Here is a 23237-nt window from a genome sequence, read left to right as displayed (position 1 = left end):
CCAGCCGCCACCGGCCGCCCCTCGGGGCCGCCGGTGGCTTTCGGCTGCGCGAGGACCCGTGGCCCGCCCGCCGACCGGCCGGACGAACGACCCGCGGTCCCGCCCCCGGCGCTGACCACCCCCCAGGAGTTCTTCCCCGGGGCGCCGCGCGAGACCACCCCTTCGGCCCAGCGAATCGTCACAGGAGCAACTTCCACCTCACGCGTCTCGTTCGAGGTCCTGACCTGCGGATTTGTGGATTCACTCGAACGGATGAGCGGGGGAATCGCTGGAAATTGTCGGACCCTCGAACTACTGTTCGAGATGCAGTAGCCGAACACAAGTTCGAGGGGACGTCCATGACGATCGCACCGCTCCGCCCCGGTACGCCCGCGCCGCCGGTCCAGACCCTGCCACCGGGGTCGTGGCACGGCCGGCTGTGGGTGTCCGACCTGCCCTTGACCCGGCCCGAGCGGTTCCTCGGCTGCGTGGCCGAGTTCGAGCGGTCGGGGTTGTGGCCGGTGCTGATCCCCCACGACCAGCGCTTCGCGGCGAACGGCGAAGACTGGATCGACGACCGCGGCCGCCTCGCCCCCGCCGGCCACCGGGTGTCCTCCGCCGACCCGGCGGCGGCGCTGGCCCGCTGGTGGGACACGTCCTGCTGCGACGGCGCCTGCCTCCGCCCCTTCGGCGCCCGCTTCCCGGGGTTGGCGAAGCGCAGCCCACGCAAGTCGGACCCGCTGGCGGAAGCGGGCAACACGGGTTCGATCCTGGCCACCCGAGCCCCGCACCGGCTGGGGTTGGTCCAGACCGAGCGCCCCGCCGACATCCCGGCCCTGCTGGGCTGGACGGGGATGATCAAGTGCACGGACCAGGTGGCCGAACTGTCGGCGGTGCTACGCAGCTGGGAGGACCGCTTCGGGGCGACGCTGGTGGTGCTGGGCTTCGACGCGATCGAGCTGTCGGTGTCGGCCCCACCCCGAAACCAGGCGAGGGCGCTCACGGTGGCGGCGGAGCACCGGGCGTTCAGCTTGCCGACGTTCGCCGGGCAGCCGGGGAACCTGCGGGAGTACGCGTCGGGGCTGGTGCAGTCGCGGCACTGGAGGTTCTCCTGGGCCTAGCACGAACGTAGAGCCACGGGATCGGTGCGGCACGGCCGGCGGTCGATGCCGGGGCTGCGGCCGGGCAGTCGAACCGCGTATTCGCACTGCCTGGCCGGCGCTGCCGAACTCCTCGCCGCGCACCACAACCACGTCCGACTCCACCCCGGCGGTGCTGTGAGCAAACGCTTCAAAGGCCCACTGAGACGGCCGTCCCCGAACTCAGGTCACTTGTCCCGACCCGCGGTCCAACCGTCCGGTCGTCGCCGCGTTTCACCACGACGGACGCCGGGAATCACCTTTCGCGGGAACGGAAAGGGGGTGAGGGCGATCGCCGAAATCCGGATCGGGACGTCCGGCTGGCGTTATCCGCCCTGGCGCGGTGTCTTCTACCCGTCCGGGCTCGCTCAGCGGCGGGAACTCGAACACCTCTCGCGGCGGATGAACTCCGTCGAGATCAACGGCTCCTTCTACTCGCTCCAGCGCCCCGAGCGGTACCGCGCCTGGTTCGACGAGACGCCGGCGGGCTTCCTCTTCGCCGTCAAAGGCGGGCGCTTCATCACGCACATGAAGCAGCTCCGCGACGTCGAGACCGCCCTCGCGAACTTCTACGCCTCCGGGGTCCTCGCGCTCGGCGCGAAACTGGGCCCGTTCCTCTGGCAGCTCCCGCCCCGGCTCGCGTTCGACCCGGACCGGCTCGCGAACTTCTTCGCGCTCCTGCCCCGCACCACCACCGAAGCCGCCGCGCTGGCCAAGAAGCACGACGACAAGCTCAAAGGCGATCCCTACCTGAAACCCGGCCCGAAAAAACCGCTGAAGCACGCGCTCGAAGTCCGGCACCCCAGTTTCGCCCAGCCCGCCGCCACGCACCTGCTGCGCGAACACGACATCGCCCTCGTGGTCGCCGACACCGCGGGAAAGTGGCCGTTCCTCGAAGAGCAGACCTCGGACTTCGCCTACGTCCGGCTGCACGGCGACGAGGAGCTCTACGTCAGCGGCTACTCCGACCAAGCCCTGCGCACCTGGGCCGACAAGATCCGCACCTGGCACGACGGCGGGCGGCGAGACGTCTACGTCTACTTCGACAACGACGTCAAAGTCGAAGCGCCGCGCAACGCCGAATGCCTCGCCGACCTGCTCGGGATCGGGCCGCAGTGAGTGGACAGTGAGCGGGGTCCGCTTGACTCGTCGGGCAGGCGGACCCGCTTGCGTGCTGTCGCTGGGGGTCGGCACGCGGGCGGTCCGCCGCACGTCTTTCAGCCGCCCGCGCTGACCAGCGCCGCCAGTTTGGCGCGGACGTCGTCGGCGTCGGGGTGGCCCAGCTCCGTCAGCAGGCGGACCGAGCGGAGCCAGCACTCGCGGGCCAGAGCCTCGTCGCCGTACCTCGAATAGATGGTGCCCAGCTGGGCGAGCACGTCCGCGGCCTCGTACAGCTCGCCCATCTCGAAGAACATCGAGACGGACTCGCGGATGCACGCGATGCCCTCGTCGAGCCGGCCGAGGCCGATCAGGGCCAAGCCCCGCGTGTGCTGGGTGAAACGCGTGTCCACCGGCTGGCCGTCCGGGCCGACGACGGCCAGTGCCGCGTCCGCCAGGCGCAACGCTTGCTCGTGGTCGCCCATCGACGTGCACACGTCGCCGAGCGCGCGCAGCACGCTCGCTTCGAACTGGCCCATCCCCAGCTCGCGCACGATCTCCAGCGCCTGCTTGCCGTGCTCGTACGCCGAGGCGTACTCGTCGAGGTTGTGCGAAGCCAGCGCCAGGTTGTACTGCGCCCGTGCCTCGCCCTCCCGCGCGCCGAGCTCGCGCTGGATCGCCAGCACCTGCTCCAGGTAGCGCCGCGAGTCCGCGTACTGCCGGGCGACGCCGTTGACGACGCCGAGGCCGCTGAGGATGCCCGCCTCGCCGGGGCGGTGGCCGCTCGCGCGGGCCGCTTCGAGCGCCACCGTGAACACCGAACGCCAATCGTCCAGCCGCGAGCGCGTCACGAAGTAGCTCTGCAGCAGCCAAGCCAGCTTCCAGCAGGCGTCGTCGCGGCCGAGGCGCCGCGCCAGGTGCACCGCGGCGATGAGGTTGGCGGACTCTTCGACGAACCAGTCCAGCGCGTCGTGGTGGGAGTCGAAGGTGAGACCGCCTTCGAGGTCGTCCGGTTCCAGCAGCCGGTAGTAGCGCTCCGGGCGCATCCGGCGGGACGCGTCCAGTGCCGACGCCAGGTACCAGCCCAGCAGCCGGTCCAACGCCGCGGAGCGCTGCGAAGCAGTATCGACCTGCGAAGCGACTTCGCCGGCGTACGCCCGGATCAAGTCGTGGAACTGGTAGCGGCCCGGCCGCGGCTGGGCCAGCAAGTGCGCGGACGCCAGGGTTTCCAGGCCCGCCCGGGCCGTCGCGAGGTCCAGGCCGGCGACCGCGGCCGCCACCGGGGCGGTGAAGTCGGCGCCGGTGGCCAGGCCGAGCAGCCGCAGCAGCCGCGCCGCCGAGGGGTCCAGTGCCTGGTAGGAGTACGACAGCACCGAGCGGATGTTCGTCCCTTCGCCGTCGGCGAGGTCGAACGAACCGAGCAGGTCGTCTTCGATCGAGCCGGCGAACTCGTCGAGCGCCAGGTCGGGGAACTGCGCCGCCCGCACCGCGAGGATCCGGATGGCCAGCGGCAACCCGCCGCAGTGGCGCACGAACCGCTCGGCCGCCGCCGGGTCGCGGGCCACCCGCTCGACGCCGATGGTGGCCGCGAGCAGCTCGACCGCGTCCTCGTCGCCGAGTTCCTCCAGCGCGATCCGCCGCGCGCCGTGCGTCGCGACCAGCGCGCGCAGCTGCCAGCGGCTGGTGACCACGACCAGGCAGCCCGGCCCGGGCAGCAGCGGCCGCACCTGCTCGGTGCGGTTGGCGTTGTCGAGCAGGACGAGCAGCCGCCGTCCCGCGGTGTGCGTCCGCCAGCTCGCCGCGCGGCCGTCGAGGTCGGCCGGGATCGCCTCGCACGGCACGCCGAGCGCGGTGAGCATCGCCTCCAGCGCCGTCGACGGCTCGACCGGTTCGCCGGGGCCGTAGCCGCGCAGGTTGAGGTAGACCTGCCCGCCGGGGAACCGGTCGGCGATCTCGTGCGCGAAGTGCACGGCCAGCGTCGTCTTCCCCAGACCGCCCATGCCTTCGACGGACGCGATCGGCGTGGACGCACCGGCGTCGACCGCTTCCGGCAGCAGCGCGTGCAACGCCTTGAGGTCGCACTCGCGCCCGGAGAAGGTCCGGAGGTCGGCGGGCAGCTGGTGCGGCACCTGCGGTTCGGCGCCGAGCCGGTAGCGCGCCAGCCCGGCGGGCTCGTCGGCGCCGGTCAGGATCGCCTGCCGGGTGCGCTGCAGCGACGGGCCGGGATCGAGCCCGAGCTCGTCGGCGAGCACCCCGCTGATCCGGCCGTACACCTCGAGCGCGTCGGCTTGCCGTCCCGAGCGGTACAGCGCGGCCATCAACTGCTCGTGCAGCCGCTCCCGCAACGGGTTTTCCCTGGTCAGCCGGGTGAGTTCGGGGACGACGGTGCCGTACTCGCCGACGTCGAGCAGCGCGTCCGCCCACTGTTCGCGGACCCGCAGCCGTTCCTCGGCCAGCTGGCCGGCTTCGTCGCGGTGGAGCGCGTCCGACTCGACGTTGAGCAGCGCGGGCCCGCGCCACTGTTCGAGCGCCTCGGCGAAGTGGGCGGCCGCCTGGCGGCTCTCGCCCCGGTCGAGCGCGGCCTTGCCGCGGGCGGCGAGCGCGCGGAACCGGGACAGGTCGAGCAGGCCGTCGTCGAGTTCGATCCGGTAGCCGCCGCTTTCGGTGCGGATCGCGACCTGGTCGCCGAGCGCCCGGCGCAGCCGCAGCACGTACGTCTGGAGCGCGCCCTTGGAACGGCGGCGGTCGTCGTCCCACAGCCAGCGGCCCAGCTCCTCGACCGGCACCACCCGGTTCGCGCGCAGCAGCAGGCCGGCCAGCACGATCAACGGCCGGCTGCCCCCGAGCGGTACCGGGCGGCCGTCGGCCGTGACCTCGGCCGGACCCAGCACGCGGAAGTCGAGGACCACCGGATCATTCTCTCCTCCGGATGCGCGGTTCTGCACCCGTTCGCCGAACCTGGGACGGTGGCATGATCGGCCCTGATGAAGGTCTACGCGATTCCCCTGCGCACCCGGTTCCGCGGCATCACCGTCCGTGAAGGCGTGCTGCTGCGCGGCCCGGCGGGCTGGGGCGAGTTCTGCCCGTTCGCCGACTACTCGGACGCCGAGAGCGCGCCGTGGCTGCGGGCGGCCCTCGAAGCGAGCGAAACCGGCTGGCCGGCCCCGGTCCGCGACCGGGTCGAGGTGAACACGACCGTGCCGGTGGTCGCGCCCGAAAAGGCGTACGAACTCGTGCGTGCGTCCGGCTGCCGCACGGCCAAGGTGAAGGTCGCGGACCCGCGCGTCTCCCTGGCCGACGACTGCGCCCGGGTCGAGGCGGTCCGCGACGCGCTGGGCCCGGACGGCGCGATCCGCGTCGACGCCAACACGGCGTGGGACGTCGCCACGGCGGTCCGCGCGATCACCGACCTCGACAAGGCGGCGGGCGGGCTGGAGTACGCGGAGCAGCCGTGCCCGACGATCGACGACCTGGCCGCGGTGCGCCGCAAGGTGGGCGTCCGAATCGCCGCCGACGAGTCGATCCGCCGCGCGGAAGACCCGCTGAAGGTCGCGGTCGCCGGGGCGGCGGACATCGCGGTGCTGAAGGTCGCTCCCCTCGGGGGCGTCCGCCGGGCGCTCGAGGTCGCGGAGGCGTGCGGGCTGCCGTGCGTGGTGTCGTCGGCGGTGGAGACGAGCGTCGGCCTGGCGGCGGGACTCGCACTGGCGGGCGCGCTCCCGGAACTCGAATTCGCTTGTGGACTCGGCACGATTTCCTTGCTGACGGGGGACGTCTCCGCCGAACCACTGTCCCCTGTGGACGGTTTCCTGCCGGTGCTGCGCCAGGCACCGGAGCCCACGGACGCCTACCCGGCCCCTGCCGACGTCCAGGCCGCGTGGGAAGCCCGCCTGGCCCGGGTGCGCGCGCTGTCGTAGGCCCGCACGAGCCACCGATCGGCCCACTCACGATCGGGCTGCTCCGGCAGCGGCGACGCACCCCGCGCCAGCCGGTCGAGCCGATCCTCCAGCTCGGCGGCGGCCGCCATGGCCTCTTCCGGGGTGTGCTTGCCGCGCCGCAGGTCTCGCAGCCAGGTCAGCCAGGGTTCGGCGATCGGGAGCGTCATCCGGCCGGTCTCGAGCAGCTCGACGCCCCGGACGCCGAGACGCACCATGTGCATGGCGTACTTCGTGTCGAAGCCGTACTTCTCGATCCGCTCCGGCCGGTCGACCTTGATGGCGCCGTCGAGCATGCGCTGCCGCTGGATCCGTAGGTAGCCCGCGAACCTCGGCCCCGCCAGGCGGGACACGATCCTCGCGGCGTTCGCACGCAGTTCGTGGCCCAGTTCGGTGATCCGCACGATTTCGTCGTCCGGTACGAAGAGCGGCAGCAGGATCGTGGGATTCCCGGTGAGGGCCAGGCGCATCCACTTGCGCAGCGAGTAGACGATCAGGTCCAGATCACCGGGTCCGGACCGGACGCCTTCCGGCTGGGTGCGGAAGACGTACTGCTCGAACCGCCGGAGCCCGCTGACGTACTCGGCCGGTTCCACGCACGGGCACATCTCGTCGCGGTCGTCCTGACCGGCGAACTCCGGGGTGTCGTGCTTCATGGCCGGAAACGCACCCCGGTGAGCACCTGGTCTTCCCCGAGGGCGAAGTTCAGGGTCGGGGTCCGGGCCGTTCCGGATGTGGTCGGGGTGGCCCGGGAGCCAGTATTGAGCCATGACGAACAGCGTGTACACCCCCGCCAAGAAGCTCCGCCGCAGCCGCTCCGACAAGATGCTCACGGGCGTCTGCGGTGGCTGGTCCACCTACCTCGGCATCGACGCCAACGTCCTGCGCATCGGTCTGGTCGCCGCCGTGTTCCTGTCGGTCGGCATCGCGATCCCGATCTACGTCGCCGCCGCCATCCTGACGCCGGAAGAGGACTCCTGATCGTGGCGGGCGCCGGTTCGCAGGGGGAACCGGGGCCCGCCGGGGGTGCGCTGTTCGGCCGAGCACCGTAAGCCGAGCAGCGCAAAAGGCCCGCGCGAATCCCGTTCGAGGGGTTAGGGTTCGCGCTCGTGGATCAAGGGAGCAGAACGGCCGCGAAGGTCGTCGTCGGGATCCTCGGTGGGCTGTACCTGCTCGCCGGGCTGGGACTGACCGCCTTCGCCGCGTTCTTCGCACTCGCGTTCAACGACACCGGCAGCACGACGGTCACCAAGACCGTGCTCTACACCGCCGCCGGGCTGGCGATCTGGATCCTGCTCACCGGGATCGGCGCGATCGTCGTCGCGCTGGAAGCGGAAGAAGCGAGCACCGCCTGGCTCGGGGGCCTCGGCGTGCTCGCGCTCGGCGTCGTCATCCTGGGTGCCTACGCCATCTGGTTCTTCACCAAGCCATGAGAAAAGCCCGGCCCGCCGAAGCGGACCGGGCTTTCCCAGTCAAGCGACCGGACTCAGAAGTCCATGCCACCCATGCCACCGGACGGGTCGGCGGGAGCGGCCGAAGCCTTCTCCGGCTTGTCCGCCACGACGGCCTCGGTGGTCAGGAACAGCGCCGCGATGGAAGCGGCGTTCTGCAGCGCGGAGCGGGTGACCTTCGTCGGGTCCGGCACGCCGGCGGCGAGCAGGTCCTCGTAGACACCCGTGGCGGCGTTGAGGCCGTGACCCTGCGGCAGGCCCTTGACCTTCTCCACCACGACGCCGCCTTCGAGGCCGGCGTTGATCGCGATCTGCTTGAGCGGGGCCTCGACGGCCACCTTGACGATGTTGGCACCAGTGGCCTCGTCGCCCTCGAGCTTCAGGCCCGCGAACGCGGCTTCGGCGGCCTGGATCAGGGCCACGCCACCACCGGCGACGATGCCCTCTTCCACGGCGGCCTTCGCGTTGCGCACCGCGTCCTCGATGCGGTGCTTGCGCTCCTTGAGCTCGACCTCGGTCGCGGCGCCGGCCTTGATGACGGCCACGCCGCCGGCCAGCTTCGCGAGCCGCTCCTGCAGCTTCTCGCGGTCGTAGTCCGAGTCCGAGTTCTCGATCTCGGCGCGGATCTGGTTGACGCGACCCTGGATCTGGTCGGCGTCGCCCGCACCCTCGACGATGGTCGTCTCGTCCTTGGTGATGACGGCCTTGCGGGCCTTGCCCAGCAGGGACAGGTCCGCGTTCTCCAGCTTGAGGCCGACGTCCTCGGAGATGACCTGGCCACCGGTCAGGATCGCGATGTCCTGCAGGATCGCCTTGCGGCGGTCACCGAAGCCCGGGGCCTTGACGGCCACGGACTTGAAGGTGCCGCGCATCTTGTTGACGATGAGGGTGGCCAGGGCCTCGCCCTCGACGTCCTCGGCGATGATCAGCAGCGGCTTGCCGGACTGGATGACCTTCTCCAGCAGCGGCAGGACGTCCTTGACGGTGGAGATCTTGGAGCCGAAGAGGAGGATGTACGGGTCCTCGAGCTCGGCTTCCTGACGCTCCGGGTCGGTCACGAAGTAACCGGAGATGTAGCCCTTGTCGAAGCGCATGCCCTCGGTGAGCTCGAGCTCGAGACCGAAGGTGTTGCTCTCCTCGACGGTGACGACGCCTTCCTTGCCGACCTTGTCCAGCGCCTCGGCGATCAGCTCGCCGATGGTGCGGTCAGCGGCCGAGATCGAGGCGGTAGCAGCGATCTGCTCCTTGGTCTCGATCTGGACGGCGGCCTTGTGCAGCTGCTCGGTGATGGCCTCGACGGCCGCCTCGATGCCGCGCTTCAGGCTGATGGGGTCGGCGCCGGCGGCGACGTTGCGGAGGCCTTCCTTGACGAGGGCCTGCGCGAGCACGGTGGCGGTGGTGGTGCCGTCACCCGCGACGTCGTCCGTCTTCTTGGCGACCTCCTTGACGAGCTCGGCCCCGATCTTCTCCCACGGGTCTTCGAGCTCGATCTCCTTGGCGATGGAGACACCGTCGTTGGTGATGGTCGGCGCGCCCCACTTCTTCTCGAGCACGACGTTCCGGCCCCGCGGGCCGAGGGTCACCTTGACGGCTTCGGCGAGGGTGTTCAAGCCGCGCTCAAGACCGCGGCGGGCGTCCTCGTCGAACGCGATCAGTTTGGCCATTGCGGTGTGGTCCTCCGGTATTGGGCGCCACCGCCGCGCTGTGGTTCTTGCAGCGGCGGCAGCAGGACTCTTTCCTCGGCCAGGCTCGGTGCCCGCGACGGACGACTGGACCCGGGTGGGGGTCAGCCTCACCGTCCCGACCTTTGGCACTCGACGGCGTCGAGTGCCAACACCGTGTTTAGCACTCTCGGGGGGAGAGTGCAAGAAGACCTGCTCAGCGCCGCACGATCTCGCGAGCCACCGAAGCCGTGAACGACCCGTTCACGGCGTCCGGGCCGCGCTCAGTTGCTCGGCTTGATGCTGATCGACGTCGGGGGCGCGTTCAGCGAGGACGTCGGGTTGCTCTGCGAGTCCCCGCCCGGGCCGACCGGGATGTTCGGGGCCGTCGTCTGGCCGCCACCGCCGCCGTTGTCGTCGCCGCCGAACAGGAAGATCGCGCCCACCACCAGGCCGGCCACCACGACCAGCCCGAGGACGATGAAGATCCACTTCTTGCCACCGCTGCTCTTCGGCTGGTGGAACGCACCCGCGCCGCCCGCGGGCATCGGCGGGCGCAGGCGCATCGGGTCCTGGCCGTAGCCGGGCGGCGGGCCCTGCGGGGGCATCCCCGGCTGCTGCGGGTAGCCGTAACCCTGCGGGGGCATGCCCTGCGGCGGCATCCCCGGCGGGCCCTGCTGGGGGTAGCCGTACCCGGGCGGCGGGCCCTGCGGCGGCATGCCCGGCTGCTGCGGGCCCTGCGGCGGCATGCCCTGGGGCGGCCCCTGCGGCCCGGGCTGCTGGCCGTAGCCGGGCTGCTGCTGTCCTCCGTACGGGTGCACGGGGGCCCCCTCTCCCTGCGGTGCGCTGTTCTGGTGCGGCCCCTGTTGTACCTGACCAGCACGGTGCGGCGCGGGGATTCCGCCCGAATGGGACCCGGGCGGGCCCGGCGGGGTGTCGGAGGTGGCCAGCGGGCCGAGCGCGCGGCGGGCGGCCGCGACCATCTCGACGCAGCTCGGGTAGCGGTCGGCCGGGCTCTTCGCCATCCCCTTGCGGATGACCTCGTCGATCGACGGCGGCAGCGCGACGGCGCGCGAGATCGCGGGCGGTTCGCCGTTGAGGTGCCCCTTGATCACCGTCGGCACGTCGCCCTTGAACGGCGGGCTGCCGGTGAGGCACGCGTAGAGGACGCACGTCAGCGCGTACTGGTCGGTGCGCCCGTCCAGCGGCTCGCCGCGCAGGTGCTCCGGCGCCGCGTACGTCGGCGAGCCGAGGAAGTCGCCGCCGCGCGTGCGGTGGCCGGTCGCGCCGCGGCGCGTCAGGCCGAAGTCGGCGACGTACACGTGCTCGCGCGACGTCTCCTTCTTCGTCACGAGCACGTTCGCCGGCTTGACGTCCAGGTGGACCAGACCACGGTTGTGCAGGGTGTCGAGGGCGTCGGCGACCTGGTCGAGCATCGTCAGGGTGCGCGCGGGCGCGATCGGGCCGCCGGCGATCAGGCCGGCGAGGTCACCGCCGTCGACCATCCGCATGGCGATGTACAACATGCCTTCGAGCTCGCCGAAGTCGTACAGCGGCACGACATTGGCGTGGTCGATCGCGGAGGTGTTGCGCGCCTCGTCGACGAACCGCTCGCGGAACTCGGCGTCGGCCCCGAGGTGGTCACCGATGACCTTCAGCGCCACCTTGCGGCCGAGACGCACGTCCGTGGCCTTGTAGGTGACGCTCATGCCGCCCTTGCCGAGCACACCGTCGATGCGGTAGTTGCCCAGCCGGCGACCGGTGAGGTCCCCCGACACATCGCCTGTCACGCCCGCAGCCTAACGCCCCAGGTTCAGCGCTTCCCGGGGGTTCGCCGATCAGGTGAGCGAGTCGCTACGAAACCTTCCGCACATCAGCTGCCTGGCTACGACCGTCGCGGCCCGACTGCACTTCGAACTCGACGCGATCGCCTTCGTCCAAAGTGCGGAATCCTTCGGACTGGATGGCCGAATAGTGGACGAAGACGTCCGGGCCCTCCGTCGATTCGATGAAGCCGTAGCCCTTTTCCGAGTTGAACCATTTGACGGTGCCGACAGCCACGGCGCCCTCCCTCAGCACAAAGGATCCGCTGGCCCGAGCGGGGGCCAGCGGCGGAAGTGCCAATCACGCTACCGGAATTATTCCCCTCGGCAATGGGCAATTCGTCCGAAGATCACGTGCCCGAAAGGCGTCTGTTCCGCGCGTGCACGAGCACGGTCCCCGGACCCGCGAAGTCGACGGCGAGCCCTTCGCCCGTGCGCAGCGACTGCGGGCCGCCCGGGTCGAGCGCGCGCAACCGGCACTGGACGCTGTCCGGGTAGGCCAGCAGGTAGTCCGGCCGGACCGTGACCAGCTCGCCCTTGCCGAGTTCGAACGCGTCGACCGGGCCGGGCGCGGCGAGCACGAGCGGCCCGGTTCCGCTGTAGTGCTCGAGGAACCCCGAGTCGGCGCCGAAGAGCTGCTGCAACGGCGTCCAGTTCGGGTCGTGCCGGACCGTCGAGGGCCGCACCAGCACCGCGTCGCGGTGCACCGACCAGCCCGTGCCACCGCCGACTTCCAGCGGGTAGACGTCGCCGGGGCGCAACGGCGCGAAGTCGATCCAGCCGCCGTCGGACGGCGCGGTGTAGACCACCGTCGTCGCCTTGCTCGCGCGGACACCGCCCCGGCCCACCGGCGTCTCGGTGACCCCGAACCGGCTGGCGAGCAACGTTTCGGGCGACGCCTGCACGGCCTCGCCCGGGTCCAGCAGGACGCGGGCGACGCCGAAACCGGGCGTGTGCCGGGTCTGGACGCGCATCAGCGGGACGGGACGTGCGAGATGATCCAGCTGACCAGTGCGGACGGGTTGCGCGTCTGCGTCATGATCTGGCCGGGGCCGACGAAGTCGAACACCAGGCCTTCGCCGCTCTTCATGGACTGGATGATGCCCGTCGCGACCTTCCGGATCTGGTACTGCACGGTGTCGGCGTACGCGACGACGTGCCCGGTGTCGATGGTCACCATCTCGCCCTGCTGCAGCGTGATGGTCTCGACCGCGCCGTAGCAGGAGACGAGCAGCTGGCCCTGGCCGGTGGCGTGGGTCAGGAAGCCGCCCTCGCCGCCCATCAGGTTCTTCATCCCGCCCCACTTGGTCTCGGTCTGCACGCCGTGCGACGACGCGAGCCAGCAGCCGCGGGTGACGGCCCAGCCGGTGCGGCCGTCGAGGGGGACCACCTGGATGTCGCCGGGCAGGTTGGCCGCGACGTCGACCCAGCCGCCGTTCTGCGGCGCGGTGAAGGTGGAGATGAAAAAGGACTCGCCGCCGAGGAACGCGCGCCCCAGGCCCTTCATGATCCCGCCCTGCGCCTGCGACTGGACCTGCACGCCGTAGCTGGTGGCCATCATCGCGCCGGATTCCACCTGGCACGGCTCCCCGGGCGCCAGCATCAGCCGGGCGACGGCGAACGAAGGCTGTTGACGGACCTGAACCTGCATGCTTGCTCCCCATCGGCGTGCTCGTGACGGGGCAGAGTCTTGCACGACCCCCGAAGGCGGGGAGGATGGTCCGGTGATCTCCGTCGACGACTACCGCGACCGCGTCGCCGAGCTCCTCGGCACCGCCCCCGCGGCCACGCTGCCCCTCGCCGCCGCGGCCGGCCTCGTGCTGGCCGAGGACGTGCGGGCCGGCGTCTCCCTGCCGCCCTTCGACAACTCCGCCATGGACGGCTACGCGGTCCGCGCCGCCGACGTCGCCACGGCGCCGGTGACCCTGCCGGTGGCCGACGACATCCCGGCGGGCCGGGTCGACGTCGGAACCCTCGAACCGGGCACCGCGCACCGGATCATGACCGGCGCCCCGCTGCCGCCCGGCGCGGACGCCGTCGTGATGGTCGAGGACACCGACGGCGGCACGGAAACCGTGACGATCTCGGCGCCCGCCCGCGAAGGCGCGCACATCCGGCGGACCGGTGAAGACGTCGTCGCCGGCAGCGTCGCGCTGCACGCCGGGACCGTGCTCGGCCACTCGCAGCTCGGCCTCGCGGCCGCCGTCGGGCTGGCCGAGCTCCGGGTGCACCGGCCGCTGCGGGTGCTGATCGCCTCGACCGGCACCGAGCTGATCGACGCGCCCGCCCCGCTGCGCCACGGCCAGATCTACGAGTCCAACAGCGTGATGCTCGCCGCGGCGATCCGCGAACTCGGCTGCGAGGCCGACGTCGTCCGCAGCGTCGTCGACGACGTCGAGGAGTTCCGCAAGGTCATCGAGCCGAAGCTGGCCGACGCCGACCTGCTGGTGACGTCCGGCGGGGTCAGCGCGGGCGCCTACGAAGTGGTGAAGGACGCGCTGACCGGCCAGGGCGTCGAATTCGCGAAGATCGCGATGCAGCCGGGCGGGCCGCAGGGCTGCGGGCGCTGGCAGGGCGTGCCGGTGGTGACGCTGCCCGGCAACCCGGTCAGCGTGCTGGTGTCGTTCGAGGCGTTCCTGCGCCCGGCGCTGCTGACGGCCATGGGCCACACCGACGTTTCGCGGCGGCGCGTGCGGGCCCGGCTGACCGAGGAGATGTCCTCGCCCGCCGGCCGCCGCCAGTACCGCCGGGGCGTGTTCACGCCGTCCGACCGCGAGGTCACCGGCGTCGTCGGGCCGCGCGGCGGGCCGGGCTCGCACCTGCTGGCCGCGTTCACGCAGGCCAACTGCCTGATCGTGCTGCCGGAAGACGTCACGTCGGCAGCGGAAGGTCAAGAGGTGGACGTGCTGCTGCTCTGACCGGGAAGTCGCGCAGCTTCCCGTAGGGCGCCAGCAACGGCAACGCGACGATCGACATGGCCGCGGCGCACCAGAGCGTCTCGCGGATGCCGATCGTCTCGCCCAGCACGCCGCCGAGCACCCCGGCCAGCGGGATCGTCCCGTAGTTGACGATCGACGTGCTGGAGTTGACCCGGCTGAACAGCTCGGGCGGGGTGTACTGCTGGCGGAACGTCGTGGTCAGCACGTTCCCGGCGACGACCCCGGCGCAGACGCCGAACTCGGCGAGCACGAACAGCGCCAGGCCCCAGCCGGGGCCGCTCAACGGCCCGAACAGCAGCATCGGTGCCGCGACGACCTCACACAGCAGCCACGCGCGCGCGGCGCCGAAGCGGGCGGCGAGCCGTCCGGCCAGTACCGCGCCGAGCACCCCGCCGGAGGCGGCCACCGCCAGCACCAGCCCGACCAGGCCGGGTGCGGCGCCGAGCGTGCGGGACAGGTACACGATCTGGATGGCCTGGTAGCCGGTGAGGGCGAGGTTCGAGACGGCGCCGAAGGTCATCAGCGACCGCAGGTACCGGTCGTGGACGACGAACCGCAGCCCTTCGGCGATCTGGCTGCGCAGTGGCGTCCGGACGGGCGGGACGACGGTCTCGCGCACCTTGATCGCCCGCACGCACAGCACGGAGACACCGAAGCTGACCGCGTCCGCGAGGATCCCGCTGACCGGGCCGAACGCCTGCGCCAGCAGCCCGGCCACGCCCGGGCCGGCGACCTGCGTCGCGGATTCGCTGCCCTGCAGCTTGGCGTTGGCGCCGAGGAGCTCGCCGGGCCCGACCAGCGCCGGGAGGTAGGCCCGGTAGGCGAGGGTGAAGAAGACCTTCGCGATGCCGCCGAGCAGCGCGGCCGCGAGCAGGTACGGCATGGTCAGCGCGCCGAAGGCGGCCGCGAGCGGGACGCTGCCGAACACCGCCATCGACACCGTGTTGCAGAGCAGCATGACCGGGCGCTTCGGCAGCCGGTCGACCCAGGCACCGGCGGGCAGGCCCACCACGAGCCACGGCAGCCAGGCGACCGCGGTCAGGAGCGCGACCTGAAACGTGCTCGCCTGCAGCGTGACCACCGCGACCAGCGGCAACGCCGTGCTCGCGACCATGCTGCCGAGCATGCTGGTCGTTTCGCCGGTCCAGAGCAGCCGGAAGTCCCTGTTCCCCCAGAGCCCCTTCACGGCTTGCCCAGCGACGCCCGCGCGGCGAAGAAGACCGGACGGCGCTCGACGCCGTCGCCGGGTTCGGTGCGGTTCTCGAACTCGCCGATCAGCAGGAAGATCCGCTCGTTGAGCTCGTCGAGCTCCTCCTTCGACAGCCGCACCCAGGTGTCGATGCTGAACGGCGCCCCGCGCCACTGTTCGGGGTAGGACTCGCGGCTCGCGATCCACTCGCGGGCGACCGCGGTCTGGTGGTCGAGCACGAGGACCTCGGCGGCTTCGGCGACCGGGTCGCCGGGGAAGTCGGCCGCGGCCCACCGCAGCGTCTTCGCGCTGCGCTTCCACCACCGTTCCCGCTGGTCTCGGGCCAGTTCCGGGGCCACCTCGACGAGCTTCGCCGCGGCCAGGACCTTCATGTGGTGACTCACGTTGCCGACCGCCTGGCCGGTCTTCGCGGCCAGCATCGACGCGGTCGCCGGGCCGTCGAGGTGGAGCAGTTCCAGGAGCCGGCGGCGCAGCTGGTGCGACATGGCCGCCAGCACCTTCGAATCCCGGATTTCCCGGATGTCTTCGGTCATGACGCACAAGAGTAGTTGTACAAGAGTTCTTGTGCAATGGCTCTTGTGCGTGTGCTCGCGTAAGCTCGCGCCATGGGTTTCGTCGCATGGGTCATCTTCGGCGCGATCGTCGGCTGGGCCGCGAACCTGGTCGTCGGCGGCCGGGAGCGGCGCCGGCAGGGTTGCCTGGTCAGCGTGCTCGTCGGGGTGGTCGGCGCGGCGCTCGGCGGGCTGGTCTACCGGCTCGCGACGGGCCAGTCGAAGACGTTCGACTTCGACTTCCCCAGCTTCGGCGTGGCCGTCCTCGGCGCCGTCGTCCTGCTGGCGATCCTGCGGCTCGTGAGCGGGCTCGGCCGTCGTCCGAGTGACCGTTGGTAACTTTTGCCGGACGAATCGTGATCGTCCGGCCCTCAGCCGCTAAACTGCTTCGTCACGCGCATTGCCCGGTGGCCGGGTGCATGCGCCGTCGGGGGGCGGATGCACCCGGCCCCCATTTCTCTTCGCTTCGATGACGACGTCGACGGCGCGCATGGGGTCCACCAAGGACGGCAGCGGCACTTCGTCGATCTCCGCGCGCCACGCGCCGAACAGCTCGGCGAGGCGGACGTCGGCCGGATCGCGGTGGTCGGTCATCATCCCCTCCTCACTGGGTCCACGGGGCCGCGCGGCAGCGCCCCGAACGGCACCAACTACCCAGAGTCATCGGTGAAATCGACCTTCCGTTACCGGGATGTGGTCGCTCCCACCCTTCGCGGTGACCCCCTCACGGAGGAGCCACCGAGGGGGACTCGGACACGCTCACCTGGGGCAGCGGTAGCGTGGGGGCGCCCGTACGCGGCGGCCGGACCCCGGCGCCGACCCGATCTTCCGACACGAAACCAGGGGACCCGACCATGAGCGGCACCCGGCCGGAATCCGCCGGCAATCCCGTCGCCCACGCCCTCCAGCTGGCCCGCGAGACGCTGCCGCCGATGCACCCGGCCGGTCGCCCGTTCGTGGCGGGCGGCGCGGTCGCGACGCTGGTCGCCCGCCGGTTCTCCAAGCGCCTCGGCGTCCTCGGCGCGCTCACGACCGTGGCGATGGCCGCGTTCTTCCGCGAGCCGAAGCGGGTCCCGCCGCCGCGTGACGGCGTCGCGCTGGCCTCGGCCGACGGTCTCGTGTCGCTGATCGAGGAAGCCGTCCCGCCCGCCGAGCTGGGCTTGCCCGCCGAGCCGCGGATGCGCGTGTCGGTGTTCCTCTCGGTGTTCGACGTGCACGTCCAGCGCGTGCCGGCGAACGGCGTGATCGAGCGCGTCGCCTACCGGCCGGGCAAGTTCCTGTCCGCCGACCTGGACAAGGCGAGCGACGACAACGAACGCAACTCCGTGCTGATGCGCACCGAAGACGGCCACGAGCTCGTCGTCGTGCAGATCGCCGGGCTGGTCGCGCGCCGCATCCTCTGCGAGATCCGCGAGGGCGACAAGGTCGGCGCCGCCGCGACGTACGGCATCATCCGCTTCGGCTCGCGGGTCGACCTCTACCTCCCGCCGGGCTCGACCGTGCTGGTCAGCAAGGGCCAGCGCACGGTCGGCGGCGAGACCGTGATCGCCGAACTCCCTGCCGCGCCTGCGAAAGGCTGATCGATGGTCCGCGTGACCACCCCCGGTGTCCGGCTGCTGCCGAACGCCATCACGGTGCTGGCGCTGTGCGCGGGCCTCTCGGCCGTGCAGTTCGCGCTGACGAAGAACTACGCGATGGCGATCGCCTCGATCGGCATCGCCGCGGTGCTCGACAGCCTGGACGGCCGGATCGCCCGCCTCCTCGACGCGACGTCGAAGATGGGCGCGGAGCTGGACTCGCTGTCCGACGGCATCTCGTTCGGCGTGGCCCCGGCGCTGGTGATCTACGTCTGGCAGACCGGCGCGGACCGGATCGGCTGGGTGGCGTCGCTGATCTTCGCCGTCTGCATGATCCTGCGGCTGGCCCGGTTCAACACGCTGCTGGACGACACCGAGCAGCCGGCGTACGCGAGCGAGTTCTTCGTCGGCGTCCCGGCCCCGGCGGGCGGCCTGCTGGCGATGCTGCCGCTGGTGGCGTACCTGCAGTGGGGCGGGGGGTGGTGGTCTTCGCAGTACGTCGTGTGGGCGTGGACGATCGCCATCGCGGCCCTGCTGATCAGCCGCATCCCGACGCTGTCGCTGAAGACGGTCAAGGCCCCGGCCAAGGCGATCGCCCCCCTGCTGCTCGGGGTGGCGCTGCTGGCCGCGGCGATCATCCAGTTCCCGCTGGTCGCGCTGCTCGTGGCGATGATCCTGTACCTGGCGCACATCCCGTACTCGGTCTACCGGCACCGCTGGCTGGCGGCGCACCCGGAGGCGTGGACGGTCCCGCCGCGCGAGCGCCGCGCGATCCGCCGCGCCCGCTCCCCACGCCGGCTGGGGCTGCGTCCCCCGCTGCGCCGCCGGGTCGCGGGAGCGGCGATGCGCGCGGTCCGGCTCCCCCGCACGGGCGAGACGGTCCGCGTACCGCGCAGCACGTCGGAGAACGGCAACGGCCAGCGGCGCCGGTCCTGGCGCCAGATCGGCCTGCGCCGCAAGTAGCCGTGGCCTTCACGGCGTCGGCCGCAGCCCGCCGATCAGCAGGTCGAGCTGGTAGCCGAAGTCCGGCACGCAGTCACCCGATTCCAGCGCGGGCAGGACGCGGTGCAGGCTCGGCAGCTCCGCGGCCGTCACCACCCGCCGGAACCACGCGCCCACCGGCTCGGCCCGCCCCGCCTTCGCGGCGCCGGTCCCCGCCGTCCCCGGGAGCACCGAACCGAACAGCATCCCCGGCAGCGACCGGTAGCTGCGGGCCGCGGCTTCCTCGGCCAATCCCGCGTCGAGCACCCGCGACGCCCCGGCCGAGCGGCGGTTCGCGGCCTGCGCCGCCAAGGCCCGCACCACCACGGCGGTGCCGGGTGAAGCTCGTGTGCAGCCCCGCGGCGAGCGCTCGAAGACCCGCGCGGTGAGCCCGTCCAGCAGGTCGCCCTTGTTCTCGACGTGGTTGTAGAGCGACATCGCCTCGACGCCGGCCGCGGGCGGCATGGCCGCGCGGTTCCGCTGGCTGCTCGTCCGGGATCCGGCGGCGAGGGCCGAGATCGCCGCGTACAACCACGAGACGGCCGAAGCGGCCTGGGCGGAGTACGACCACCTCGTCGAGGAACGGGCCCTGAAGACCGCCGACTTCGGCTCCCCCCACCCCGCCGTCTGGAGCTTCCAACTCGCCCTGCGCGCCCGCGGTCTCGGCAGTTCCAGCTGCGGCTACCACCTGCAAGACCACGAATCCGACGTCGCCGCGCTGCTCGGCATCCCCGACGACGTCACGCAGATCAGCCTGCTCGCCGTCGCGTACACGACCCAGCGCGACTTCCGGCCCTCCGCTCGCCCGGCCGTGCGGGACATCACCTACTTCGACGCCTGGGAGCGCACCGGCTCGCTAGGGTGAACGGCGTGAGCCACCCCCAGATCACGCTGACCGTCCGGCACACCCCGTCCGCGCTGGACACCCGCCGCGGCGTCGTGCGGTTGCACCCCGAAGTCCTCGATGCGCTGGGCCTGCGGGCCTGGGACGCCGTGCACCTCACCGGGGCGCGGGTCAGTGCCGCGCTCGCCGCGCCCGCCGATGCGGCCGGGGTGCCCGGGGTGCTGCTCACCGATGACGTCACCATGTCGAACCTCGGGGTCACCGAGGGCTCGGAGGTCGTCGTCGCGCCGGCCGAGGTCGCCGCGGCGCGGACCGTGACCGTGGCCGGGTCGCGGCTCGCCAGCGTCTCGGTCAGCCCGCACATGCTGCGGCTCGCGCTCATCGGCAAGGTGCTCACCGTCGGCGACGCCGTTTCGCTGCTGCCGCAGGACCTCGCGCCGACGCCGGGGTCCGACCCCGCCGGGCTGCGCGGCCAGCTGTCACGGGCGATCGGCGCGACCTGGACCAACGAGCTGCTCACCGTCACCGCGACCGAGCCGGCCGGCACCGTCGCGGTCGGACCGTCCACAGTGGTCGTCTGGCGCGACGGCGCGCGGCCGGCCGCCGAGCCCGCCGCCCCCCGGACGGCGACCGCGCTGGTGCGCACCTCCGCCGTCACCGCGGCCGAGGAGTGGATCGACGCCGAGATCGTCGAAGACGAGATCAGCGTCGAGGAGGTCGTCGAGCCGGCCGTCCCGCTCGCGGACCTGATCGGCGCCGAAGCCGCCGCGCGCAAGCTCGGCGAGTGGTTCGACCTGGCCTTCCACCGGCCCGAGCTGCTCGCGCGGCTCGGCGCGCCCGCCCACCTCGGCGTCCTGCTGTCCGGGCCCGAAGGCGTCGGCAAGGCGACGCTCGTGCGGTCGGTCGCGAGCGAGGCGGACATCCGCGTGGTGCCGCTGGCCGCGCCGAACCTCGCCGTGCTGGACCCCAACGTCGCCGTCGCGCGCCTGCGCGAGGCGGTCCGCTCCGCCGACGGACCCGCGGTGCTGCTGCTCACCGACGTCGACGCGCTGCTGCCCGCCGCTTCCCCGCCGCCGGTCGCCACGGTCGTGCTCGAAGAGCTGCGGACGGCGCTGCGGCGCGGGCGGTTCGCCGTCGTCGCGACCACCGCCCGCGCGGAGTCCGCCGATCCGCGGCTGCGCGCCGCCGACCTGCTCGACCGCGAGCTCGGCCTGGCCCTGCCGGACGCGAAGACCCGGCGCGAGCTGCTGAACGTGCTGCTGCGCGACGTCCCGCTCGACACCGGCATCGACTGCGGCGTCCTCGCCGAGCGGACGCCGGGGTTCGTCGCCGCGGACCTGATCGCCCTGCGCCGGGACGCGGCGCTGCGGGCCGCGCTGCGCCAGCGCGACACCGACGAGCCGCGGATCTCGCAGCAGGACCTGCTGGACGCGCTGGCCACCGTCCGCCCGGTGTCGATGTCCACTTCGGACAACCTGGCCACCGGCGGGCTGACGCTGGACGACGTCGGGAACATGGTCGACGTCAAGCAGTCCCTCACCGAAGCCGTGCTGTGGCCGCTGCGGTACCCGGACTCGTTCGCGCGCCTCGGCGTCGAACCGCCGCGTGGCGTGCTGCTCTACGGGCCGCCCGGCGGCGGCAAGACGTTCCTCGTGCGGGCGCTCGCGGGCACCGGCGCGCTGAACGTCTTCGCGGTCAAGGGCGCCGAGCTGATGGACAAGTGGGTCGGCGAGTCCGAACGCGCGGTGCGGGAGCTGTTCCGCCGGGCCGCCGAGGCCGCGCCGTCGCTGATCTTCCTGGACGAGATCGACGCGCTGGCCCCGCGCCGCGGCCAGTCGTCGGACTCCGGCGTCGCCGACCGCGTGGTCGCGGCCCTGCTCACCGAGCTCGACGGCGTCGAGCCGATGCGCGAAGTCGTCGTGCTGGGCGCGACGAACCGGCCCGAGCTGGTCGACCCGGCGCTGCTGCGGCCGGGCCGGCTGGAGCGCCGCGTCTACGTCCCGCCGCCGGACAGCGAATCCCGCGCCGCGATCCTCGCCGCCAGCTCGAAGAACACGCCGCTGGCCTCCGATGTGGACCTCGCCGAGGTGGCGTCCACTCTGGACGGTTACTCGGCGGCCGACTGCGCCGCACTGATCCGCGAAGCGGCCCTGACCGCGATGCGCGAGTCGCTGGAGGCCCGCGAAGTGACGGCGGCGCACCTGGACGCGGCCCGCAGGACGGTCCGGCCCAGCCTCGACCCGGCCCAGCTCGCGGCGCTCGAGGCCTACGCGAAAACCCAAATCGCGGACTGACCGCTCACTTTGCGCCACAAAGCGGCACTTTCGTCATGAAAGTGCCGCTTTGCGTGGCAAAGTGAGCGGGTCAGCTCCCCTTGTGGCCCGACTCGTAGTTGTTCGTCACGATGACGATCACGCCCGGCGTCGCATCCTGTATCCCGGCGAAGCGGGGCTCGGCCTTGAAGCCGAACTCCTGGGCGAGCTGCTTGGCCGCCGCTTCCTCGTCGGTGCCCGGGCGGAAGTACGCCGTGGTCGCCGGGATGACGCCCTGCGAATAGTTGCTGACCTCGGTGACGTTCCAGCCCGCGCCGGCGAAGTCGTCCTTCGCGCGGGCGGCGAGGCCCTTGATCGTCGAGTTGTTGAACACCCGGACGGTGACCCACTTGTTGGACGCCTGCTGGTCACCACCCGGCTGCCCCGGCTGGCCCTGCCCCGGCTGGCCCTGCGTGGGCTGGCCGCCGGGCGGCGGGGTGGTCGGCGGCGCCGGGGACGTGGGGTTCGCCGACGTCGACGGCGGGGTGGCCGTCGACGACGTGGCCGGCGGCGCCGACGTCCCGCCCGAGGTACCCGGCGGGTTCGCCGACGACGTGCCGCTCGGCCCGGCTTCATTGGAACCGTCACCACTCAGCGCGGAGATCCCGCCGACGACGGCGGCCACGATGGCCACGCCGATCAACGCGACGCCCGCGGCCTTCATCGGCCGGGACATACCCGAAAACACACTCATTTCAGCTCGATCCCCAGTCGCCGGGCGCCTCGCTTGCGCTGCCGGGCGGCGCGCGTCTTGCGCAGCCGCTTCACCAGCATCGGGTCCGCCTCGATCGCCTCCGGCTTCTCCAGCAGCTTGTTGAGCAGCTGGTAGTAGCGCGTGGCGGACAAATCGAAGCGTTCGCGGATGGCGTTCTCCTTCGCCCCGGCGTGTCGCCACCACTGACGTTCGAAGGCGAGGATCTCGACCTCGCGTTCGGTCAGGCCGGGCACGGGCTTCGGCGGCGACGGCTGCGGCTCAGCCATCGACTCCGCGGCGTCCATCCGAGTCCCTCTCAATCGGGCGTATGGCGAATCAGACCTAGCTCTTCCGCGGGCGCCATTCAACCACGGAAGCGGCCGCCGACGTGGGCATCGACCCCGGCGCGTCACGGTCTGATGCAGGTCTACCAGAGGGGTCCGACTAAACTGCGTCGTCGTGACCATCCACCCCATCGTTATCGCCGGCGAACCCGTGCTGCACCAGCCGACTCGGGAGATCACCGAGTTCGACGGCAAGCTGAGCACGCTCGTCGACGACATGTTCGAGACGATGTACGCCGCCGAAGGCGTCGGTCTCGCGGCCAACCAGATCGGCCTCGACCTGCGGGTGTTCGTCTACGACTGCCCGGACGACGAGGGCGTGCGGCACAAGGGCGTCGTCGTCAACCCGAAGCTCGAAACGTCGGAGATCCCGGAGACCATGCCGGACCCGGACGACGACTGGGAGGGCTGCCTCTCGGCGCCCGGCGAGTCGTACCCGACGGGCCGCGCGAAGTGGGCGAAGGTGACCGGCTCCGACATCGAGGGCAACCCGATCGAGGTCGAGGGCACCGGCTACTTCGCGCGCTGCCTGCAGCACGAGACCGACCACCTCGACGGCTACATCTACCTCGACCGCCTGGTCGGGCGGCACGCCCGCGCGGCGAAGAAGATGCTCAAGCACAACAAGTGGGGCGTCCCGGGCAACAAGTGGCTGCCGCCGAAGACCCCCGAGGACGACGGCGCCGTCATCTGAGACCGCGA

At 71.9% G+C, this 23237-nt stretch carries 25 protein-coding genes; 12 read left to right on the top strand and 13 right to left on the bottom strand.

The window, feature by feature from the left end:
• Window positions 1-338 precede the first annotated feature (338 nt).
• Both ACLJQM_RS07905 and ACLJQM_RS07900 read left to right on the top strand, forming a co-directional pair.
• The gene (locus tag ACLJQM_RS07905) at window positions 339-1100 is read left to right on the top strand and encodes a DUF4253 domain-containing protein (protein ID WP_247017837.1); all 762 of its coding nucleotides are present in this window, start codon (window positions 339-341) and stop codon (window positions 1098-1100) included.
• A 300-nt stretch (window positions 1101-1400) separates the two neighbouring features.
• The gene (locus tag ACLJQM_RS07900) at window positions 1401-2237 is read left to right on the top strand and encodes a DUF72 domain-containing protein (protein ID WP_410630585.1); all 837 of its coding nucleotides are present in this window, start codon (window positions 1401-1403) and stop codon (window positions 2235-2237) included.
• A 98-nt stretch (window positions 2238-2335) separates the two neighbouring features.
• Here ACLJQM_RS07900 and ACLJQM_RS07895 read toward each other — a convergent pair whose 3' ends face one another.
• Window positions 2336-5125, bottom strand: a complete 2790-nt coding sequence (locus ACLJQM_RS07895) for a BTAD domain-containing putative transcriptional regulator (protein WP_410630584.1) — start codon at window positions 5123-5125, stop codon at window positions 2336-2338.
• 75 nt (window positions 5126-5200) lie between these two features.
• On the opposite strand from ACLJQM_RS07895, the gene ACLJQM_RS07890 reads away from it, so the two are divergent.
• The gene (locus ACLJQM_RS07890; protein ID WP_410630583.1) at window positions 5201-6130 is read left to right on the top strand and encodes an o-succinylbenzoate synthase; all 930 of its coding nucleotides are present in this window, start codon (window positions 5201-5203) and stop codon (window positions 6128-6130) included.
• Here the strand turns inward: ACLJQM_RS07890 and ACLJQM_RS07885 are convergent.
• Window positions 6061-6804 (bottom strand): DNA polymerase beta superfamily protein, encoded by a 744-nt coding sequence (locus ACLJQM_RS07885; protein WP_410630582.1) that lies wholly within the window; start codon window positions 6802-6804, stop codon window positions 6061-6063. The two genes, ACLJQM_RS07890 and ACLJQM_RS07885, sit on opposite strands and share 70 nt — an antisense overlap.
• Window positions 6805-6916: 112 nt before the next feature.
• Here ACLJQM_RS07885 and ACLJQM_RS07880 point away from each other — a divergent pair, with 112 nt between their 5' ends.
• Together ACLJQM_RS07880 and ACLJQM_RS07875 are read left to right on the top strand one after the other, a co-directional pair.
• Window positions 6917-7129 carry a PspC domain-containing protein gene (locus ACLJQM_RS07880; RefSeq protein WP_247017827.1) on the top strand — a complete coding sequence of 71 codons (213 nt, stop codon included), beginning with the start codon at window positions 6917-6919 and terminating at the stop codon, window positions 7127-7129.
• A 128-nt stretch (window positions 7130-7257) separates the two neighbouring features.
• Complete coding sequence (locus ACLJQM_RS07875) at window positions 7258-7581, top strand: hypothetical protein (protein WP_247017825.1); 324 nt, start codon at window positions 7258-7260, stop codon at window positions 7579-7581.
• Between the two features lie 53 nt (window positions 7582-7634).
• On the opposite strand, the gene groL is transcribed toward ACLJQM_RS07875, so the two are convergent.
• From groL to ACLJQM_RS07850, 5 genes are all read right to left on the bottom strand, one after another.
• A complete protein-coding gene (gene groL / locus ACLJQM_RS07870) occupies window positions 7635-9263 on the bottom strand; it encodes a chaperonin GroEL (protein ID WP_043776303.1) in 1629 nt (542 codons plus the stop codon).
• Window positions 9264-9544: 281 nt separating this feature from the next.
• A complete protein-coding gene (locus ACLJQM_RS07865) occupies window positions 9545-11050 on the bottom strand; it encodes a serine/threonine-protein kinase (protein ID WP_247017823.1) in 1506 nt (501 codons plus the stop codon).
• Window positions 11051-11114: 64 nt separating this feature from the next.
• The gene (locus tag ACLJQM_RS07860) at window positions 11115-11321 is read right to left on the bottom strand and encodes a cold-shock protein (RefSeq protein ID WP_003085446.1); all 207 of its coding nucleotides are present in this window, start codon (window positions 11319-11321) and stop codon (window positions 11115-11117) included.
• A gap of 112 nt (window positions 11322-11433) precedes the next feature.
• Complete coding sequence (locus tag ACLJQM_RS07855) at window positions 11434-12057, bottom strand: AIM24 family protein (protein WP_247017821.1); 624 nt, start codon at window positions 12055-12057, stop codon at window positions 11434-11436.
• Window positions 12057-12734 carry a TIGR00266 family protein gene (locus tag ACLJQM_RS07850; protein WP_160700589.1) on the bottom strand — a complete coding sequence of 226 codons (678 nt, stop codon included), beginning with the start codon at window positions 12732-12734 and terminating at the stop codon, window positions 12057-12059. Before ACLJQM_RS07850 ends, ACLJQM_RS07855 begins: the two co-directional genes overlap by 1 nt.
• Before the next feature lie 73 nt (window positions 12735-12807).
• Between ACLJQM_RS07850 and glp the strand changes: the two genes are divergently transcribed.
• Window positions 12808-14001, top strand: a complete 1194-nt coding sequence (gene glp, locus ACLJQM_RS07845; RefSeq protein WP_247017819.1) for a gephyrin-like molybdotransferase Glp — start codon at window positions 12808-12810, stop codon at window positions 13999-14001.
• Here the strand turns inward: glp and ACLJQM_RS07840 are convergent.
• Both ACLJQM_RS07840 and ACLJQM_RS07835 read right to left on the bottom strand, forming a co-directional pair.
• Entirely contained in the window at window positions 13955-15208 is a 1254-nt protein-coding gene (locus ACLJQM_RS07840) for an MFS transporter (protein ID WP_410630581.1), read from the bottom strand. The two genes, glp and ACLJQM_RS07840, sit on opposite strands and share 47 nt — an antisense overlap.
• Entirely contained in the window at window positions 15205-15765 is a 561-nt protein-coding gene (locus ACLJQM_RS07835; protein ID WP_247017817.1) for a helix-turn-helix domain-containing protein, read from the bottom strand. The genes ACLJQM_RS07840 and ACLJQM_RS07835 overlap by 4 nt, the downstream gene beginning before the upstream one ends.
• 72 nt (window positions 15766-15837) lie before the next feature.
• Between ACLJQM_RS07835 and ACLJQM_RS07830 the strand changes: the two genes are divergently transcribed.
• A complete protein-coding gene (locus tag ACLJQM_RS07830; protein ID WP_360780115.1) occupies window positions 15838-16122 on the top strand; it encodes a GlsB/YeaQ/YmgE family stress response membrane protein in 285 nt (94 codons plus the stop codon).
• A gap of 39 nt (window positions 16123-16161) precedes the next feature.
• Here ACLJQM_RS07830 and ACLJQM_RS07825 read toward each other — a convergent pair whose 3' ends face one another.
• Entirely contained in the window at window positions 16162-16377 is a 216-nt protein-coding gene (locus tag ACLJQM_RS07825) for a hypothetical protein (RefSeq protein WP_410630580.1), read from the bottom strand.
• Between the two features lie 260 nt (window positions 16378-16637).
• Here ACLJQM_RS07825 and ACLJQM_RS07820 point away from each other — a divergent pair, with 260 nt between their 5' ends.
• Both ACLJQM_RS07820 and pssA read left to right on the top strand, forming a co-directional pair.
• Window positions 16638-17363: a phosphatidylserine decarboxylase gene (locus ACLJQM_RS07820; RefSeq protein WP_360780121.1), complete on the top strand. Its 726-nt coding sequence runs from the start codon at window positions 16638-16640 to the stop codon at window positions 17361-17363.
• A 3-nt stretch (window positions 17364-17366) separates the two neighbouring features.
• Window positions 17367-18323: a CDP-diacylglycerol--serine O-phosphatidyltransferase gene (pssA, locus tag ACLJQM_RS07815; RefSeq protein ID WP_360780124.1), complete on the top strand. Its 957-nt coding sequence runs from the start codon at window positions 17367-17369 to the stop codon at window positions 18321-18323.
• Between the two features lie 9 nt (window positions 18324-18332).
• On the opposite strand, the gene ACLJQM_RS07810 is transcribed toward pssA, so the two are convergent.
• The gene (locus ACLJQM_RS07810) at window positions 18333-18806 is read right to left on the bottom strand and encodes a hypothetical protein (protein ID WP_410630579.1); all 474 of its coding nucleotides are present in this window, start codon (window positions 18804-18806) and stop codon (window positions 18333-18335) included.
• Between ACLJQM_RS07810 and ACLJQM_RS07805 the strand changes: the two genes are divergently transcribed.
• The gene (locus tag ACLJQM_RS07805) at window positions 18805-19206 is read left to right on the top strand and encodes a nitroreductase family protein (RefSeq protein ID WP_410630578.1); all 402 of its coding nucleotides are present in this window, start codon (window positions 18805-18807) and stop codon (window positions 19204-19206) included. The two genes, ACLJQM_RS07810 and ACLJQM_RS07805, sit on opposite strands and share 2 nt — an antisense overlap.
• Before the next feature lie 5 nt (window positions 19207-19211).
• Entirely contained in the window at window positions 19212-21479 is a 2268-nt protein-coding gene (locus ACLJQM_RS07800; protein ID WP_410630577.1) for an AAA family ATPase, read from the top strand.
• Window positions 21480-21549: 70 nt separating this feature from the next.
• Here ACLJQM_RS07800 and ACLJQM_RS07795 read toward each other — a convergent pair whose 3' ends face one another.
• Together ACLJQM_RS07795 and ACLJQM_RS07790 are read right to left on the bottom strand one after the other, a co-directional pair.
• On the bottom strand, window positions 21550-22191 hold the full coding sequence (locus ACLJQM_RS07795) for a LytR C-terminal domain-containing protein (protein ID WP_247017802.1): 642 nt from the start codon (window positions 22189-22191) through the stop codon (window positions 21550-21552).
• Window positions 22188-22496, bottom strand: a complete 309-nt coding sequence (locus ACLJQM_RS07790) for a DUF3263 domain-containing protein (RefSeq protein WP_003101701.1) — start codon at window positions 22494-22496, stop codon at window positions 22188-22190. The genes ACLJQM_RS07795 and ACLJQM_RS07790 overlap by 4 nt, the downstream gene beginning before the upstream one ends.
• A 154-nt stretch (window positions 22497-22650) precedes the next feature.
• Between ACLJQM_RS07790 and ACLJQM_RS07785 the strand changes: the two genes are divergently transcribed.
• Window positions 22651-23229, top strand: a complete 579-nt coding sequence (locus ACLJQM_RS07785; RefSeq protein WP_247017800.1) for a peptide deformylase — start codon at window positions 22651-22653, stop codon at window positions 23227-23229.
• Window positions 23230-23237 lie beyond the last annotated feature (8 nt).

Source organism: Amycolatopsis sp. cmx-4-83, from assembly GCF_046548815.1.
GTDB lineage: Bacteria > Actinomycetota > Actinomycetes > Mycobacteriales > Pseudonocardiaceae > Amycolatopsis > Amycolatopsis pretoriensis_A.
Note: the sequence above shows the minus strand (reverse complement) of the source record. Positions and strands in the feature narration are given on the sequence as shown.